Source organism: uncultured Gimesia sp. (genome assembly GCF_963972345.1).
In the GTDB taxonomy this organism is placed as follows: Bacteria; Planctomycetota; Planctomycetia; order Planctomycetales; family Planctomycetaceae; genus Gimesia.
Map to the genome: position 1 here is coordinate 1 of NZ_CAXAVM010000147.1, position 18,344 is coordinate 18,344.

Sequence of the window (18,344 nt, forward strand, 5' to 3'; positions counted from 1 at the left end):
TTATCGACGGCATACCGACAGGCAGGCGCGCCGGATCCGAGTAAGGAATCGATTTACCCGGAAAACCATTTCTTATGGCGTAAACCAATTGTCCGCCTGGAAGCAGAAACACTGCGAGATCGCATGCTGGCCGCTTCCGGTGTGCTGGCCCCACAATTATATGGTGCCCCGGTGGAAATTAAAGAAGACGATTTCGGTCAGGTTGTCGTTTCCGGCGATCAACTCCGTCGGAGTCTGTATATCCAGGCGCGTCGCAGTCAGCCGGTAGGGATGCTGCAGACATTTGATGCACCGGTGATGGAGATCAACTGTGAGCGGCGTTCCAGTTCGACTGTTGCTACCCAGTCTCTGATGCTGATGAACGGCAGTTTTATCCTTTCACAATCCGCGAAGCTGGCGGAACGACTGTCGCGGGAAGCACCGGAACTCAAGCCGGATGTGCTGGCATCGCTGCCTGGAATCCCGCCGTCCGTCAGACCGGTGTGGAGTTATGGTTATGGGAAACTGGATGAATCGGCAACGCCGAAGCTTGCTTATACAGCGCTGCCCCACTGGACTGGTTCCAGCTGGCAGGGCGGTCCGCAACTTCCGGATCCGGCATTAGGCTGGGTGACGTTGAATGCGGGGGGCGGGCATCCTGCGAGCCAGTATGTTGCCATCCGTCGCTGGACGGCACCTGCCTCAGGAACATTGACTGTCGCAGGAAAATTTCAACATGGCAGCGACCATGGGAATGGCGTGCGGGCGCTGGTCCTTTCCAGCCGTTCGGGACTGGCCGGACAGTGGGAGATTAAAAATCAGTCTGTGGATACCACCGTCAGTTCTCTTGCCGTACAACAGGGCGATACGATTGACTTCATCGCAGACTGCAAACAGAACGATGTGGGTTTTGACTCTTTTTCCTGGACGGTTCAAGTCTCTTTGCAGAACGAGCAGGGGGGAGTCCACAAGTGGGATTCTGCGGCTGATTTTCGAGGCCCGGAACCAGAACAGAAAAACCTGTCGGCCCAGGCAGCTTATGCATTTGAGCTGGCTCTGTGTCGACAACCCTCGCCAGAGGAACTGCTGCTGGTAACCCGTTTTATCAACAGTCAGCTCGTCTATCTGCAACAGCATCCCGAACAGCTTCCCAAAGACGTGACTCCCGGGCGACAGGTGATGACGAATCTGTGCCAGGCGCTGATGAGTTCCAACGAATTTTTATATGTCGATTAGTGATTGCGGTGAGGCTTTACTCTGAAACCCTCTCGCGAAAGACATTCGAGTTTCTTTTACTCTGGTAAATGACTGATGACACATTTCAGTAGACGACAGTTTCTGGCAGAAAACGCGATGGGCATTGGCACTGTCGCACTGGCCTGGTTACTCAAGCAGGACCAACTTCTGGCACGCCCTAAGAATGTCCCTGTCAAACAGCCCCATTTCGATCTGACTCCCAAGCAGGCGCCATTTGTACCACAGGCCAAAGCCATGATCTCGCTATTTCAGCATGGCGGCCCTTCGCATATGGATCTGACAGATCCGAAGCCGGAACTCACCAAATATGACGGCACGGAATTTAAAGGCGATATTCAATACAGCTTTGTTAAACAGGCCAGCAAAGCGTTACTGGGCAGTCCCTGGAAGTTTCGCAAACATGGTGAGTGTGGAACCGAGCTGTCTGAGCTACTTCCTGGTCTGGCGGAAGTCGTGGACGATGTGTGCGTGATCCGTTCCATGCAGACGGGGGCGAATGGTCATGAAGTCTCAATCCGTTATTTTCACGGGGGGATCCCGGGTGTCCTGGGGCGGCCGAACCTGGGATCGTGGCTGGTTTACGGATTAGGTTCGGAATCACAAAATCTTCCGGCTTATATGGTATTAACCGATCCGGGGGGACTGCCCGTGGATGGTGTCACGAACTGGTCAAACGGATTCATGCCGTCGCTATTCCAGGGGACCGTACTGCGACCTAAAGAGCCCCGGATTTTGAACCTGGATGCGCCGGCACATCTCCAGGGTTCCCTGCAGCAGCAGAATCTGGAACTGCTGCAGACGCTCAATCGGCGACATTACGAGCAGCATCCTCACGAATCGGATCTCGAAGCGCGAATCTCAAGTTATGAACTGGCGGCGCGGATGCAGACTTCTGCCCGTGAAGCACTCGATCTGTCGCAGGAGACCAAAGCGACTCAGGAGTTGTATGGACTGGATAATCCCAAAACTCAGGAGTACGGAACACGTTGCCTGATCGCGCGACGTCTGGTGGAACGCGGAGTGCGGTTTGTGCAACTCTTTCTGGGAGGCCAGCCCTGGGATAATCATAATCATCTCACGACCGGTTTACCTGCGATTTGTGAACGCACCGACCAACCAGCGGCGGCCCTGGTAAAAGACCTGAAACAACGGGGTATGCTGGAGACGACACTGGTGCACTGGGGTGGGGAAATTGGACGACTGCCTGTGACCCAGAGCCTGGGAGATCCTAAAACTGTGGGCCGTGATCATAACGGTCAGGGTTTCAGTATCTGGCTGGCGGGAGGGGGAATTAAAGGCGGAATGACCTTCGGTAAAACAGACGAGTTCGGTCATAAGGCGGTAGAAAATATAGTGACCCCCAATGATTTCCAGGCCACCGTCATGCGTCTGTTTGGGCTCGATTATCAGCAGTTGCTCTATCACCATAACGGCCAGGAGCAAATCATTACCAGCGGTCGCCCGGCACGGATCGTCTCTGAAATCATGAGTTAACGTTTGAATCTCTCCAGCATTCCCTGATGCGTACTTCCGGACCTGGGTTAAGCGGGTGAAATAGACCACCGAGTAACAGGATTTCTGATGAGTGCGACAAACTGGCTGGGCTGACCCGTAGACCAGCTCTTATGTATTCGTTTCGATCCCGGTTCAGTTCGGGGTATTCGCCCAGATTCTCGAGTAAGAGGATTGTCCTGAAAATGTCTTGTGCTCTATGATGTCGGCTCAGGATGCATGACAGAATAACTTGAGTTTACAGAGCCTGTGATCAGGTTTTCACGGAACGTCAGAGATCAGAAGTCGACATGAATTGACCAGCTCATGAAATTTCAAATTCGCCAGAGAGAACCGGAATTGATGGATCAGCCCGGACTGTCTGAAGACGAGCATTGCCGTGCTTTAGCGGGATTGAGGCGAATCAACTGGTGGAGCCGCAGTGACGCAATCGTGTGGCCCGCCATTCTTGAACTGGCCGGAAACCGAGCGGGAAAACCCCTGCAGATACTGGATATTGCCAGCGGTGGGGGAGATGTTGCGCTCAGCATCGCTGCCCGGGCGGAACGCGCGGGTATTCCTGTTGAAGTTGATGGTTGCGATATCAGTCCGTTCGCGGTCCGGTATGCCACACAGCAGGCAGCACAGCGGGGATTGAAGCAGGTCCGTTTTTTTGAATGCGATGTGCTCTCGGAATCTCTGGATAAACAATATGACGTCGTAATGTGCTCGCTGTTTCTGCATCATCTGGATGAAGAGCCTGCGCAACAGCTTCTGGAAATCATGGCGCGTTCCACCCGGGAATTGATCCTGGTGAATGATCTTCGGCGGTCGCGGCTCGGATACTCTCTGGCCTGGAGTGCCTGCCGAATATTAACACGATCCCCGGTCGTTCATACTGATGGGCCGCTCTCAGTGGCAGGCGCGTTTACGGAGGCTGAAGTCACGGCGTTGGCTGAAAAGGCGGGGCTGACCGGTTTTCAGATCACCTCTCACTGGCCTCAACGCTGGTTGCTGAAGTGGAGTCGAATATGATTCTGACCAGCTCTCTCAACCTGGAGGCAGCCTGCAGGCAGAACTGGGATGTCATCGTGATTGGTGCAGGACCTGCTGGCGCAGTGGCGGCGTTACAGCTGGCACGACAGAATCTGCGGATTCTTCTGGTCGAACGTAAAACTTTTCCCCGGTACAAAGTGTGTGGCTGTTGTCTGAATCAGCGGGCCATCACTGCGTTGCAGCAGATCGGTCTGGGTGATCTGCTGTCATCTGCGGGAGCTGTGCCTTTAACCCAATTCCGTATGCAGTACCAGGGACGTGATGCAGTCGTAACGTTGCCAGGGGGGCTGGCGGTCTCGCGCGAAGTCTTCGATACGCAACTGGTTCAGTCGGCGATCGACGCAGGCGCTGAATTTTTACAGGAGACCTCCGCGATGCTGGTCGGTACTTCAGAAAATCAGACATCGCGAACCGTCGAACTTTGTTGCCAGGGACAAACCGCCGGTTCAGCGTCTGCAAAAATAATTCTGGCCGCAGACGGGCTGGGACATCCCAGTCTGCAAAACTGTGCGGGCTTTGACATGCAGGTCGCCCCGGATTCGCGGATCGGCGTTGGTGCCGCATTTACTGTGAAAGATCATGCAGCATATCCGGCGGGGATGATTCACATGGCGATCCACAGGTCGGGTTATGCAGGCCTGGTGCGAGTGGAAGGCGAGAACCTGAACCTGGCAGCTGCCATTGATCGGGATTTTATCAAACAATGTGCCGGTCCTGCAAACGCGGTGTTACAGATCCTGAGAGAGTCCGGTTCTGCCATTTTGCCGGAGATGCATCAGTGCAGTTTCAAGGGAACACTGCCTGTTACCCGGAAAACCCTGCGCCCGGTGGGTGACCGGTTGTTTGTGCTGGGAGATGCCGCCGGTTATCTGGAACCGTTTACCGGAGAAGGGATGGCGAACGCGATCACGGAAGGCATGGCTGTCGCACAACTGGTGCCGGAAGGCTTGGCTCACTGGAATTCCACGCTGGAACAAAAATGGTTACGCACCCATGCTGCGCTGACGGATGACCGTCTGTTCTGGTGTCGCTGGCTGGCACGCCTGCTGCGATCGCCCAGTGCTGTGAGCTGGGGAGTGCGACTGTTTCATCTGTTTCCCGGCATGGCGCGACCGATCGTCGCCCGCCTGAATCATTAAAAAATCTGACCGTATCTAAAGAGCATTTATGAGTTTTGAAATATTGGGAATTGGAACGACGAATCCAGAGCATTCGATTTTGCAGTCGGAGGCGGCAGTTCACGCCCAGGCGCTCTCCTGTCATTCTGAATCCACAGAACAGCAGCGGCGTTTGCTGCCGGTGCTTTATCGACGCGCGAGAGTCAAGAGACGACACAGCGTTGTTCTGGAAAACAGCTCCGGTGAAGAAGCTGTCAGGCAGACATTTTATCAGCCAGCCGATTCTCCCGTTGATCTGGGGCCCGCCACTTCGCAGCGCATGCAGGAATACGAAAAACATGCGGCGACTCTTGCGAGAGAAGCTGTCGAGCGAGCATTGAATTCTGCGAATGTCGATCCGGCTGAAGTGACTCAACTGGTGACTGTGTCCTGCAGTGGTTTCAGCGCCCCGGGTTTTGATCTGCAGGTATTGAAGCAGCCTGGATTTTCTCCCGATGTTTCCCGGACGCATATTGGCTTTATGGGCTGTCATGGCGCGCTGAATGGATTGCGTGTGGCAAAGTCGTTTACGGATAACGACCCTTCAGCCTGTGTGGTCGTCTGTGCGGTCGAGGTCTGCAGCCTGCATCAGCAGTATGGCTGGTGTCCTGATAAAATCGTGGCGAATGCCCTGTTCGCAGATGGAGCGGCCGCTGTGGTCGGGAAACAGTCACAAAGCCGTTCCGGCGAACAATGGGAGTTAGTTGCCTCCGGTTCTACTGTGGTTCCGGATTCCGAAGAGATGATGAGCTGGCGGATTGGAGATCATGGATTTGAAATGACGTTGTCTCCCCAGATACCGGATCTGATCAAGGCTCGATTACGTCCCTGGCTGGAGAACTGGCTGGCCGGTCAGGGGATCCGAATTGAAGAGGTTGGCAGCTGGGCCATTCATCCGGGGGGCCCCCGCATTCTGACGGTGGTAGCAGACGCGGTCGGGTTTGAGGAAGAGAAGCTGGCGCCTTCGCGCGAGATCCTTTCCGAGTTCGGCAACATGTCTTCGCCGACGGTGCTGTTTATTCTGCAGCGTCTGCAGGCGGCTCAGGCAGCACGTCCTTGTGTGATGCTGGGTTTTGGCCCCGGCCTGACGATTGAAGCGGCCCTGGTGAAATAGTTTCTGTCAGTCAGCACATTCAAACTCACAACGGCTTGCGGGCGATAAAGCATCCATATTGCATTGCCCCCGATTCATAGGCTTTTAAAATGGTTTCAAAACGGTCCAGAAACATCACCGTGTTGCGATCAATGAGTCGAGCCAGCCAGCGGACACCGGTTTTCTGCACACGCTGTTGACAGATTTCCCAGGTCTGGGCGACGCGAGTGGTCCAGTTATGATATGCCTGGAATTCCAGTCCCGCATTTTCCATCCAGGACTGATAATCAGCGGCGCTTCCCAGCGAAGGACAGAAAAATCCTTCACAGACATCATAAACCTGCTGTCGCGCTTCTTCTGTTTCCAGTTGATCTCCCGCCAGCCACGCACAGATCGCCATGCTGCCCCCCGGTCGCAACCAGCTGGCTGCTTTATTGAAAAAGGCCTGTTTATCAAACAGATGCTCTGTGCATTCAATGCTCCAGACATGGTCAAAGGAGGCTTCAGGAAAGACTGCGGTTTCAGCATCCTGACACAGGAATTGCGTCCGTTGCTGTTGACCTCGACAGCGTGCTTCCAGCGCAGCCCAGCGGCGCTGAACCGGGCTGAGAGTGATGCCAGTCACCTGGCAGCCGAAGGTTTTGGCCAGATGAATTGACGAGCCCCCCATACCACAGCCCACATCCAGCAGGTCTGCATCTGGTTGAACAGCCAGCAGCTCCGCGAGTGTTTCGGTTAACTGTTGCTGGGCGATCGCAGAAGATTTTCCATAATCAATTTGACTTTCTGAGGCACTGTCAGGCTCGTCCCACAATCCATGATGAATGTGGCGTCCCCAGAGGAGGCGATAGAAGAGTGTCGTCAGATTGTAATGGCTGCGAATGACGTTTTTTTGAACGGTGGGGCAACTGATCATGTAATCTCACCATATTTCTCTGGATAAACGGCTGGTTCAGCAAAAGATATGGTATCTTTTAAAACCAAACTCACAAACAAAAAGCCGCTGAATCAGGGATTTCCATCAAGACAGAGGATGGCATGTAATATCTTAAATCTGCCATAAATAACAGGTTTGATGTGGTGGAAGCATGGACACGCACCCTGTACCTAAATGAAACTTATTTATTGACAACAGCCGGTCGTATCTGTATGGTTTTATATATATTATAGATAGAGATGACGCTATTTTAGTATCCCCCCTACGAAACCTTCCCACCTCAATCAGAATCGACATGAACACATTGCATAATACTGCTTCAATACGTCTGTTCGTTTTCTGCTTCCCGGTTGTAATTCTTCTGAGCTGTTTTACGGACGCGTTAAAAGCAGAAGAAAAAAACTCCCCGGTCAGTTTTGTCAATGATGTTGTACCTGTATTGACTAAAGCGGGTTGCAATATGGGTGTCTGTCACGCGAAAGCCGGTGGTGGGCAGAATGGCTTTCAACTGTCCCTGCTGGGATTTGAAACCCTGGATGATTATGACAGCCTGGTCAAGGAAGCGCAGGGGCGTCGGCTGTTTCCCTCGGTTCCTGAAAAGAGCCTGCTGCTGACGAAAGCATCGAACGAAACGCCCCATGGTGGCGGCATTCGTCTTCCGCGCGATTCAGAAGGTTACCAGGTGATCCAGCGCTGGATCGCAGAGGGGGCTCATTATTCAACCGGGAACGAGCCGACACTGGAATCGGTAGAAGTGGAGCCCGAACGTGGTGTCGTCAATATGGGTGAGACCCGCCAGCTCAAGGCGATCGCAAAATACTCGGACGGCAGTGTTCGTGATGTGACTGAAGTCGCGCTCTATGAATCGAACATCAAGTCGATGGCAGAAGCGACCGAGGAAGGTGTTGTCAAAGTTCATGACATTCCCGGTAAGGTGGCGGTGATGGTTCGCTACCAGGGGAAGATTGCGGTTTTCACAGCGTCAATTCCACTGGGGGCACCGATTCAGGAAGTGCCTACGGAAAAGAATATGGTCGACCGTCATGTCTTCGCCAATCTGAAAGAACTGGGAATTCCCCCCTCACCGGTCTGTGATGATCAGACATTTTTACGTCGCGTGACTCTGGATATTTGTGGTCGCTTTCCTACCCGGGAAGAAACCGAATCGTTTCTGGCAAGTACCGATCCCAAAAAACGGGATGAGGTTGTGGAACGTCTGCTGCGAAGTCCCAACTATGCAGACTACTTCGCTTCCAAGTGGACACCGCTCCTGAAAAATCGTCGTGATGCCGCTAACGATATCACTTCCAACTTCGCATTTCATGCCTGGATTCGTGACAGCCTGCTGGCCAATGTTCCCTATGACCAACTGGTTCGCGAGCTGCTGGGAGCGACCGGAACCGTTGTCACAAATCCACCTGTTGCCTGGTACAAACGCGTGAAAGATCCCAAAGATCAGCTGGAAGATATTGCCCAGCTGTTTCTGGGAGTGAGGATGCAATGTGCACAATGCCATCACCATCCCTTTGAACGCTGGAGCCAGGATGATTATTACAGTCTGGCTGCTTTCTTCTCACAGATTGGACGCAAGCCGACCGGAACCCAGGGGGAAGATCTGATCTTTCATCAGCGCGGTGTTGCCCAGGCAAAGAACGTAAAATCGGGTGAGATGCTCAAACCGATGGCACTGGGCGATGACATCGGCGAAATTTCTCCCGATGAAGATCCCCGGCTGCGATTGGGTAACTGGATGAGTTCCCAAGACAATCCCTTCTTTGCCAAAGCCCTGGTGAACCGCTACTGGAAACATTTTTTCAAACGGGCATTGATCGAACCGGAAGATGATATCCGGGATACGAATCCCCCCTCCAATCCGGAACTGATGGCGGCCCTGGAAGAGCATTTTATCAACTCGGGCTTTGATCTGAAGCAACTGATTAAGTTGATTACGCAGTCGCATACCTATCAGCTGAGTTCAATGCCGAATGAATATAACCTGCAGGATCGCCAGAATTATTCGCGGTTCTATCCTCGTCGTCTCCAGGCGGAAGTCCTGCTGGACTCGGTCGATCAGCTGGCTGGCTCGACAACCGCGTTTGCAAATTTGCCTCCGGGAACTCGTGCGATCGCCTTGCCGGATAACAGCTACACGAACGCTTCGGCATTTCTGAAGGTGTTTGGCCGTCCCAACAGTGCCAGCGTCTGTGAATGCGAGCGGGTGCAGTCTTCGAGTCTGGCGCAGAGTCTGCATCTGATTAACTCCTCCGAGATGAAATCCAAGCTGGCGGCCGCCAATGGTCGTGCCGCTCAACTGGCGAAAGAAGCTGATAAACCTGTGGAGCAAAAAGTCAACGAGTTGTATCTCATCGCTTTTGCCCGCAAGCCACAGCCCGAAGAATTACAGACAGCAGTGCAGTTTCTGACGACGCCGGTTGCTGACGAAAAAACGAAACCGGATGCGAAGAAAACACCGACTTCAAAAGACTACCAGGACCTGATCTGGGCTCTGATGAATACCAAGGAATTTTTGTTTAATCACTGATCATTTAGTGGAGTGTCATTTTTAAATTTTGGGTTGACAGATATTACGAGAGTGCGACAACGGAGCACGTAAACAACACCCCTGACTCTCAGTATCCAGCTTGATAAAGCATAATTTCTCTCACGATCAACGAATTTGAAACCAGTACAATAGAGGCCGGGAAATATGAAATACGTTCGACTGCAGTTCTCACTTGTGACAGGGGTCTGCCTGGCAGTGCTTTGCCTGGTTTCAGCGACGGCACAGGCACAACTGGTCTGTCTACCCGCGCCCCGGTTATTGACGACGATGCCCATGGGAGGGCAGGCGGGGACCACCTTTGAAGTGACCATTTCAGGCGAAGACATTGAGGATGCCGATGAGCTCAGTTTCTCGCATCCGGGAATCACGGCAGTCCCGAGTGTGGACAAAGACGGTTTACCGGTCCCCAATAAATATACCATTACCATTGCCCAGGACTTTCCACTGGGAATCCATGAAGCCCGCGTGATGACGCGGCTCGGCGTTTCCTCCTGCCGCGCGTTCAATGTCGGCCGTCTGCCTGAAACGTCACAGACTGCGGCGAATACCACATTGGAAACCGCAAAGAAGCTGGAACTGAATTCGATCTGCAACGCGGTCATGTCCAGACAGAAGATCGACCATTACACGTTTGAAGCCGGTAAGGATCAACGTGTGATTGTCGACTGTGCCGCGAAAGGCATCGATTCCAAACTCGATCCGGTAGTAATCATTGCCGATGAGCGTGGAATGGATCTGGTGGTAGAACGACGTGGCGGAATGCTTGATTTTAAGGTTCCCGAGTCCGGCAAATACGTGATTAAGGTACACGGTTTAACCTATGATGGCGGCCCTTTTCATTTTTATCGCCTGGCAGTGAAGAATGTCGCCCGCGATGAGATTGTTCCCCGCATGCCTTCCATCAAAGAAGTCAGCGCTTTCTCATGGCCTCCTGCCGGGCTGACAGATGAAACGCTCAAACCGGAAACGGAACCGAATAATGCCCGCGCGGAAGCACAAAAAATCACTCTGCCCTGTGATATCAGTGGCAGTTTCTTTCCCGCTGCCGACGTCGATACTTTTGAATTTACCGCGAAAAAAGGGGAAGTCTGGTGGGTCGAAGTCGCCTCTGAGCGACTGGGTCGTCCCACCGATCCATCGATTGTGGTACAGCATGTCAGCGGGACGGGATCGGAACTGAAAATTACCGATCTCGTAGAACTCAGCGACATCCCCAGCCCGGTCAAGGTTTCCAGTAATGGCTATTCCTATAACGGCCCTCCTTATAATGCCGGGTCCTCAGATATCATCGGGAAAGTCGAAATTAAGCAGGACGGGGTACATCATCTGCAGATCCGGGATCTGTTTGGTGGGACCCGTAACGATGCGAAAAATATTTATCGACTCGTGATCCGCAAGGCGGCTCCCGATTTTGCCCTGGTGGGCTGGGCGCTGCATATGAACCTGCGAAATGGCGACCGGAATGCCCTCTCCAAGCCAATTGCCTTACGGGGCGGCGCTACCATGCCTCTGGAAGTGGTTGTGGTTCGGCGTGATGGCTTCGACGGGGAAATAGAACTGTTCATGGAAAATCTGCCAGAGGGTGTGACTGCGACCGGGCTGAAGATTGGTAAGGGAAAATCAAGAGGCACCATGCTGATCTCTGCAGCCGCAGGGGCGCCCCGGGGTTTAACCAGCGCGAAATTCTTCGGTCGGGCCACCATCAATGATCAGGTCGTTACACGTCCGTGTGCCCTGGCTTCCATGCAGTGGCCTGTAAAAAATGCCTGGAGCGAAGTCCCCAGCCCACGCCTGATGGCCGACGTACCCGTTTCTGTCTGCACTTCAGAACAGGCACCGATCACCATCGCTCCTGCGGAAGAGAAAGTCTGGGAAGTGACAGCCGGTGAAAAGCTGACCATCCCGCTCAAGCATGATCGCCGCAGCGAATTTTCGGGTGCCAATATCACCTTGAATACCTATGGCGAAGGTTTTGACCGAAATAAAGCCTTCGATGCTCCGTTAAAGGCCGACGCGTCCGAAGCAGTTCTGGACCTGGCGACTCTGAAAACGCCTCCCGGTGAATACAAAATCGCTTTCGGCGGATATGCGGTGGTGAAATATCGGGATAACCCGAATGCAGTTGCCCTGGCAGAAACAGAATTGAAACAGGCACAACAGGCGGCGACCACTCTGGCTGCCGAAGCCGAGAAATTGCAGAAGCAAGGCGATGCAGCAGCCAAAGAAGCGGTTGCGAAAGCAAAAACAGCTCAGGCGGCGGTGACAAAAGCCGATAAACAGTTACAGCGAGCAACTGCTAAAGCCAAGCCGAAAGACATTGTTGATATCATCTTTTCCAGGCCGATTTCCATTCGCGTCAATCCAGCTAAGAAGGCGAAATAGTGATGACCGATCCGTTTCATGCATCCACAGTTCATCCGTGTCCGGGGCCGGAAACTCGTCGTGGCTTTCTCAAAATGGGCCTGGCTGGTTTTGCTTCCCTCAGTCTTCCCGGCATTCTGCGATTGCAGGCAGCGAATCCTCTGCCCAATCAAAAGAAAAAGACTGCCGTCATTATGGTCTGGCAACCGGGCGGTTGTTCTCACATCGATACGTATGATCCCAAGCCAGCCGCTCCCATTGAATACCGGGGCCCGTTCGGGATGATCCCGACCAATGTGCCGGGGATGAACTTTACCGAGCTGCTGCCGATGCAGGCAAAAATTGCTGATAAGTTTACCGTGCTGCGTTCCATGCGTCATGACAGTCCCGGGCATCCCGCGGGAACACTGCGAATGCTGACCGGTGATACTGACCGTCGCGACAAGGAAATTCCCAAATATCCAGACTGGATGTCGGTCACCAATTATCTGCGTTCCAAAGAAGGTCCGCGCAAAAATCCGCTGCCACCTTATGTGGGCATCAACTTTTCATCTCAACGTGTAGGGGGAGCCTACCTGGGGGATGCCTACGGTCCTTTCACGGTTTCCGGGGATCCCAATCAACCAAACTTTACGGTTCCCAATATTGGTCTGTCGAATCAGGCCGAAGTCAAGCAGCTCGATCGTCGCGCGACACTCAGGCAGAAGCTTGATACCCTGGAACGCTCGTTCGACCAGGCAGGGGAACTGCAGGCACTGGATGAGTTTGAAACGCAGGCCATGACATTGCTGACCAACCCCAAAGCAAAAGATGCATTTGATTTGAGCCAGGAAGATGACCGTACCCGAGATCGCTACGGCCGCAACACCTGGGGGCAGCAGTTACTGATGGCACGACGTCTGGTGGAAGCAGGCGTGGATGTGATCTCCACCAGTTTGAGTGGACCGTTGTGTGGTCGGGGGCAGAACTGGGACGATCACGCCGTGAATCATCACGTGTTTGATGCGATGCGGTTCCGTTCGCAAGCCTACGATCAGGCGGTCTCGGCGTTGATCGAAGATATCTATGACCGGGGGCTGGATGAGCGTGTGCTGGTCGTCGTCACGGGTGAATTCGGACGGACTCCGAAAGTGAATTATCAGCCCAGTACCGGGGAAGGCAATGCCAGTGCTCCAGCCGGGACGAAACAGCCTGGTCGAGACCACTGGCCTCGTGCTTTTTCGAATATCTGGGCAGGCGGCGGTATTGAGACCGGACGCTTTATCGGTGCGAGTGACAAACTGGGCGAAGATTCCGTTGAACGGATCTGTGGCGCGGGTGATTTCCTGGCGACCATATACCATCATCTGGGCATCGATTCCTCCAGTGTGTTTATCGAAGACTTTAATGGTCGTCCGACTCCTATTATTGCCGATCAGGGTAAACCGATTCCGGAGTTGATTGGTTAAACCTGATCGTGATTGACGCTGGTTGATTGCTGCGCCGTTTCTGGCTTATAATCTGCGGCTTATAATCTGCGCACGTGTTGCGCCTGCTGTATCTGATCCCGGACGGAGCCCCTCTCTGCAATGAATGCATTGATTATCGCGATCTATGTCTGCGTCTATCTCAGTATGCTGCTGGGGGGAATTCCCGGTTTAAAAGTGGATCGGACGGGGGCCGCCTTACTGGGGGCTCTCATTCTGCTGGCGGCGAAAGGTCTGACCGAACAGGAGGCGCTTGAGTCGATTGATGTGCCGACGCTGGCCCTCTTGTTTGGCATGATGGTGATCTCGGCTCAACTCAGGCTGGGCGGCTTTTATGGTCATATTACGAACCGAATCGTGATGCATGACCTGTCTCCGCCTCTCTTGCTGGCATCTGTGACTGGTTTTGCAGGTGCTTTGAGTGCCTTCCTTACTAATGATGTTGTCTGCCTGGCGGTGACGCCGATTCTGTCTCAACTCTGCTTGAGAAAAAAACTGAATCCGATCCCCTTTCTGATCGCGCTGGCATGTGCTGCGAATATCGGGAGTGCGGCGACTTTAATCGGGAACCCGCAGAACATCCTGATCGGTGAATCGTTAAACCTGTCATTCAACGGCTATCTGCTGACGGCATTCCCTCCCTGTCTGCTGGGCCTGATCATCTTATGGGCTGTGATCGTTTACCAGTACCAGGGGCAATGGTATATCGAGTCTGCAGCGGTTTCGGAGGAAGTCGAGAATCCGTTTAATTCCTGGCAGACCGGAAAAGGGCTGGTGGTGTTAATTCTGCTGGTGCTGGGGTTCATGCTGGCTCCCTGGCCTCGCGAATTACTGGCTTTGGGGGCGGCGGGAATTCTATTATTCAGCCGCACGTTTTATTCCCGCAATGTGATGGGACTGGTTGACTGGCCGCTGCTGGTGCTGTTTATCAGTCTGTTCATAGTCAACCAGGCTTTTCAACTGGCAGGGGGGATGGAGTGGATGATGGCACGTTCGCACGCGGCCGGGATCTCACTGGAAAATCCCGCGACGCTATTTCTTTCGACTGCGATTTTGAGCAACCTGGTTTCGAATGTGCCCGCGATCATGCTGCTGTTGCCGTTGTCACCTGGCGCGGAAATGGGGCCTGTACTGGCATTGAGCAGTACCCTGGCGGGCAATTTTATTATCGTGGGCAGTGTTGCGAATATCATCGTTGTCGAATCGGCCCGACTGGCGGGGATTAAGATTGACTTCAAAACTCATGCACGTGTGGGAGTCCCGGTGACGATCATCACGTTAGCAGTGGCCTGGATCTGGCTTCGAATGATCGGTTAATGCAATTCTGTTTTTCGAAGCCGCTGGTTCTGATCTGTTACAGAACCGGTCCCAGCATGGCGATGGCGTTATTTTTGAGGCGACGTGCCATACTCCAGGCGGCGACTGCTTCTGCTGTGACTTCTTTTGAAGCGGCCATATATTCCTGCTGACGTTCCCGGATACTTTGGGTCAAGGCGGGATCATAAAACAGAATGTTGTTTTCGTAATTGAGGTCAAAACTGCGACGATCCATGTTTGCAGAACCGATTAAAGTGACATCGCCATCCAGCGTCAATGATTTCGTATGCAGCAGCCCCCCCTCATATTCATAGATTTTTACCCCTGCCTGCAGCAGTTCTTCATAATAACTGTGGCTGGCAGCACCGACGATCCGCGAATCATTGCGTGCCGGGAAAATAATTTTCGTATCAATTCCCCGGTATGCGGTTGCACAGATGGCATCCTGCATCGATTCGTTCGGAACATAATAAGGCGTGGTAATAACCAGTTCGCGACGCGCCGAATGAATCAGCGATTCAAACAGTTCGGGCATTGCAGAATAGCGAACGGTGGGCCCGGTCCCCACTACCTGGGCCGGCAATCCTGTTTCCGCCGGCGTGATGGGAGTGCTTAACAGTGAAGACAGGTCTTCGTCAACGTACGTCATCCAGTCGCTGATAAACAGATGCTGGTTCTGACGCGCTACGGGGCCTTGAAACCGAATGACCGCATCCACCCAGGGGGCGTACCTGGGTTTGATGCGAAACTCCGGGTCGGCGCAGTTCTGACTTCCACAGTAGGTGATGTTGTGATCGATGACCACAATTTTACGGTGATTACGCAGATCGATGCGTCCCACAAACGGACGGAGCAGGGGATTTCCAATCGGCAAGGCGACCGCGGTATGTATGCCGGCGGCTGTCATTTCATTCCAGTAAGGTGATTTAATCAGGATCCGGGAACCCAGTCCATCCACCATGGCGCGACATTTCACACCACGCTCAGCCGCGCGTTTCAGCGCGTCGATAATTTTACAGCCGTTCTGATCGGGTAACCAGATATAAAACAGCAGGTGCACGTGGTCTTGCGCGGAATCAATATCTTCCACCATCCTGTTGATCGTGGTATTGGAATCCGCCAACAGTTGCCCGCTATTTCCCCCCACCGGGGAATAGCCACTGATGGAACGTCCGACACGAAACAGATGGTCATAGATATCAGGAATCTGTGCCTGCAATGTTTCCTGAGGACAGGTGTCGTTGCTTAATTTTGGCAGGCTGTCGATGACCTTCTGCATGCGGGCGACGCGGCGGCGTCCGATATTGACTTCTCCCAGCAGCAGGTAGGCAAGGATGCCAATAACAGGCAATGTGACGACAACAACGATCCAGGCCAGCCGCGATGTCGGTTCACGATGCGGCCTCAGAATGACGCGCATGATCACCAGGATTTCAAGCGAAATATGAATCAGCACCGCGATCGTGGCTGCGTCCATTAAATGTTCCCTGCCAATGCGGACCAGATTCCGCGCAAAAGAGTCTTGAATACGAAAGAAGCAACTTACCGCATTGCCAGTGTGAGTTCAAGACACGCATTCCAAAGGCTGTACTGATCGAAAAGCAGCGTCGTCACTGAGTGAAACCACACAGGCGAATGCTGCAGAGAGTTTGAGAGATGTTTTCTGGATCGAGACAGCTGTACTTAGACAATTCCTGGTGAGCTGGATATCATGTTAAGTCTACGAAGTGTTACCTTCCTGCGCGGAGATACCAGTATTAAATTGTATTTGAACTCAATTATGTTTTATATCACTTTGAGCAGACCGAGCTTTCGTTTGAAAAAGATTCCCCTACGATATTTCTGGATGATGATTATCGTTTTTGTCAGCCAGATTGCATCCCTCCAGGCGAACCAGAAGCCGGAACGTGGATTTCGGGAATTAGATCGATTCAAAGCATCAGAAGCACATCAGGCAGTCGCCGTTGATGAAGCTGCATTCTATGCGATCTCAAGCCGTGCAGTGGCCCGGTACGATAAAGCTACTGGAAAACAGCTGGCATACTGGACAGGCCCGAAAGACTCCCACATCAGGCATTTGAACAGCGGGATTGTGACGGGAGGAAAACTTTACTGTGCCCATTCCAACTGGCCTCAAAACCCGCTTCAGAATACGATCGAAGTCTTTCAGCCGAAGACTCTGGAACATCTGGAGACATTAACGTTTCCGGAGACAGCAGGAGCCATCAACTGGGTTGATAGGCGCGGGGGGAAGTGGTGGGTCTGTTATGCATTTTATGGTGAGATCGAAAACGTCCGCAAAACCAGGATCGTGCGCTACGATGATGAATGGCAGCCGGAAGCGGAGTGGACATTTCCTGATTCCGTCGTGAAACGTTTTTTACCCCACAGTAATTCGGGAGGCGCATTTGGACCCAACGGACTGCTGTATGCCACCGGTCACGATCATGGGGAAGTCTATGTCCTGAAAGTTCCAGAGTCTCCTGGTGAACTGGTGCATGTGGAGACGCTGGCTGTGCCACTGTCCGGGCAGGGAATTGCCTGGGATCAGAGTGATATTGGCACTTTTTGGGGCATCGTGCGACGTTCAAAAGAAGTCGTAAAGCTGAGACTGACCCATTCCGCGGAATTCAAAGCACTTCGCGATCGCATTCAATGGAAACGCGACGTACAAAATCCCATTCTGCCGCCACGCGCAGCGGGAAATTTCGATTCCACACGTTGCATGAATCCCTGGGTCGTCAGGCAGGCTGACGAGTACCACCTGTTCTACGCCGGCGGTGATGACGATGGTCTGCATCGGTTAGGAATGGTGACAGCAAAAACCGATCAGCTCACACAGTGGGATCGGAGTGGACCTTTATTCGACAAAGGCAAGCCGGGCGCATTTGATGCACGCTGGTGTGTCCTGCCGCATGCGATTCGAATGGCAGACGATCGCTGGCACTTGTATTACACGGGAAACAGCGGCAAGGGCACGGGGCTCAGTTCCTTTCCGGGAATCGGTCTCGCGACAAGCCAGGAAGGAAGAGACTGGTCCCGTTTCAGTACTCAGCCGGTGCTGGCGCGGAGTGGTGAACCGGGAAGCCCCGATGCGATCGGCATTGCCGGCGGCTCCGTATTGAAGGTGCAGCGAAGTGATGGGACTTCGGAATGGCGTTTTTATTACACGGGATGCCCTACCACTGGAAAAGCCCACCTGCTCAATCAGCAGAAAACTATCTGTCTGGCGGTGTCTGAAGATGGCATTCACTGGGAAAAGCAGGGCGCCATCATGCTGCGTGATCCCGAACGAGATTATGAAAATGTGGGAGTCGCTGGCCCCGTTGTTTTGCAGCGTGAAGGGGGCGGATTTCAGATGTGGTATTCCGCGATTGGATCCCGCTGGGGGTATTATTGCATCTGCTACGCGGAATCAGAGGATGGGGTCTTCTGGACCCGGGGGGCCGAGTCGGGAGATAATCTGCAACTCACCCCCACCGGTTCCGGTTGGGAGAGCCAGATGGTAGAGTATCCCTCGGTCATACGCGAAGGCAAGCGGTTACGCCTGTTCTACTGCGGGAACGGTTATGGCAGAACGGGAATCGGGACCGCCGTCAGTATCGAACCCAATCAGCAGAACTGACACTTGCTTTTTGAGTCGCGGCGGTAATGATACTGGCGGGAC

General features: G+C 53.3%; 12 protein-coding genes. 10 read left to right on the top strand and 2 right to left on the bottom strand.

Features of this window, described 5'->3' with window-relative positions; translation table 11 throughout:
- From AACZ40_RS20715 to AACZ40_RS20735, 5 genes are all read left to right on the top strand, one after another.
- The coding region (locus AACZ40_RS20715) for a DUF1553 domain-containing protein (protein WP_339675687.1) at positions 1-1,215 on the top strand (1,215 nt) is incomplete at its 5' end.
- A 75-nt stretch (positions 1,216-1,290) separates the two neighbouring features.
- On the top strand, positions 1,291-2,730 hold the full coding sequence (locus AACZ40_RS20720) for a DUF1501 domain-containing protein (protein ID WP_291174763.1): 1,440 nt from the start codon (positions 1,291-1,293) through the stop codon (positions 2,728-2,730).
- 324 nt (positions 2,731-3,054) lie between these two features.
- Positions 3,055-3,762, top strand: a complete 708-nt coding sequence (locus tag AACZ40_RS20725) for a methyltransferase domain-containing protein (protein WP_291174760.1) — start codon at positions 3,055-3,057, stop codon at positions 3,760-3,762.
- Positions 3,759-4,922 (top strand): FAD-dependent monooxygenase, encoded by a 1,164-nt coding sequence (locus AACZ40_RS20730; RefSeq protein ID WP_291174757.1) that lies wholly within the window; start codon positions 3,759-3,761, stop codon positions 4,920-4,922. The genes AACZ40_RS20725 and AACZ40_RS20730 overlap by 4 nt, the downstream gene beginning before the upstream one ends.
- Positions 4,923-4,950: 28 nt before the next feature.
- Positions 4,951-6,054, top strand: coding sequence for a type III polyketide synthase (locus tag AACZ40_RS20735; protein ID WP_291174754.1), 1,104 nt, complete (start codon positions 4,951-4,953; stop codon positions 6,052-6,054).
- 25 nt (positions 6,055-6,079) lie between these two features.
- Here AACZ40_RS20735 and AACZ40_RS20740 read toward each other — a convergent pair whose 3' ends face one another.
- Positions 6,080-6,949, bottom strand: a complete 870-nt coding sequence (locus tag AACZ40_RS20740; RefSeq protein ID WP_291174749.1) for a class I SAM-dependent methyltransferase — start codon at positions 6,947-6,949, stop codon at positions 6,080-6,082.
- A 316-nt stretch (positions 6,950-7,265) separates the two neighbouring features.
- Here AACZ40_RS20740 and AACZ40_RS20745 point away from each other — a divergent pair, with 316 nt between their 5' ends.
- The 4 genes from AACZ40_RS20745 (at position 7,266) to AACZ40_RS20760 (ending at position 14,677) form a co-directional block, all read left to right on the top strand.
- The gene (locus tag AACZ40_RS20745) at positions 7,266-9,512 is read left to right on the top strand and encodes a DUF1549 and DUF1553 domain-containing protein (protein ID WP_291174745.1); all 2,247 of its coding nucleotides are present in this window, start codon (positions 7,266-7,268) and stop codon (positions 9,510-9,512) included.
- A 165-nt stretch (positions 9,513-9,677) separates the two neighbouring features.
- The gene (locus AACZ40_RS20750; protein ID WP_291174742.1) at positions 9,678-11,915 is read left to right on the top strand and encodes a serine protease; all 2,238 of its coding nucleotides are present in this window, start codon (positions 9,678-9,680) and stop codon (positions 11,913-11,915) included.
- Between the two features lie 2 nt (positions 11,916-11,917).
- Complete coding sequence (locus AACZ40_RS20755) at positions 11,918-13,342, top strand: DUF1501 domain-containing protein (protein WP_339675694.1); 1,425 nt, start codon at positions 11,918-11,920, stop codon at positions 13,340-13,342.
- Between the two features lie 120 nt (positions 13,343-13,462).
- On the top strand, positions 13,463-14,677 hold the full coding sequence (locus AACZ40_RS20760) for an anion transporter (protein ID WP_291174736.1): 1,215 nt from the start codon (positions 13,463-13,465) through the stop codon (positions 14,675-14,677).
- A gap of 37 nt (positions 14,678-14,714) precedes the next feature.
- Here AACZ40_RS20760 and cls read toward each other — a convergent pair whose 3' ends face one another.
- Positions 14,715-16,154, bottom strand: coding sequence for a cardiolipin synthase (cls, locus tag AACZ40_RS20765; RefSeq protein WP_291174733.1), 1,440 nt, complete (start codon positions 16,152-16,154; stop codon positions 14,715-14,717).
- A 369-nt stretch (positions 16,155-16,523) separates the two neighbouring features.
- Here cls and AACZ40_RS20770 point away from each other — a divergent pair, with 369 nt between their 5' ends.
- Positions 16,524-18,302: a hypothetical protein gene (locus AACZ40_RS20770; protein ID WP_291174730.1), complete on the top strand. Its 1,779-nt coding sequence runs from the start codon at positions 16,524-16,526 to the stop codon at positions 18,300-18,302.
- Positions 18,303-18,344 lie beyond the last annotated feature (42 nt).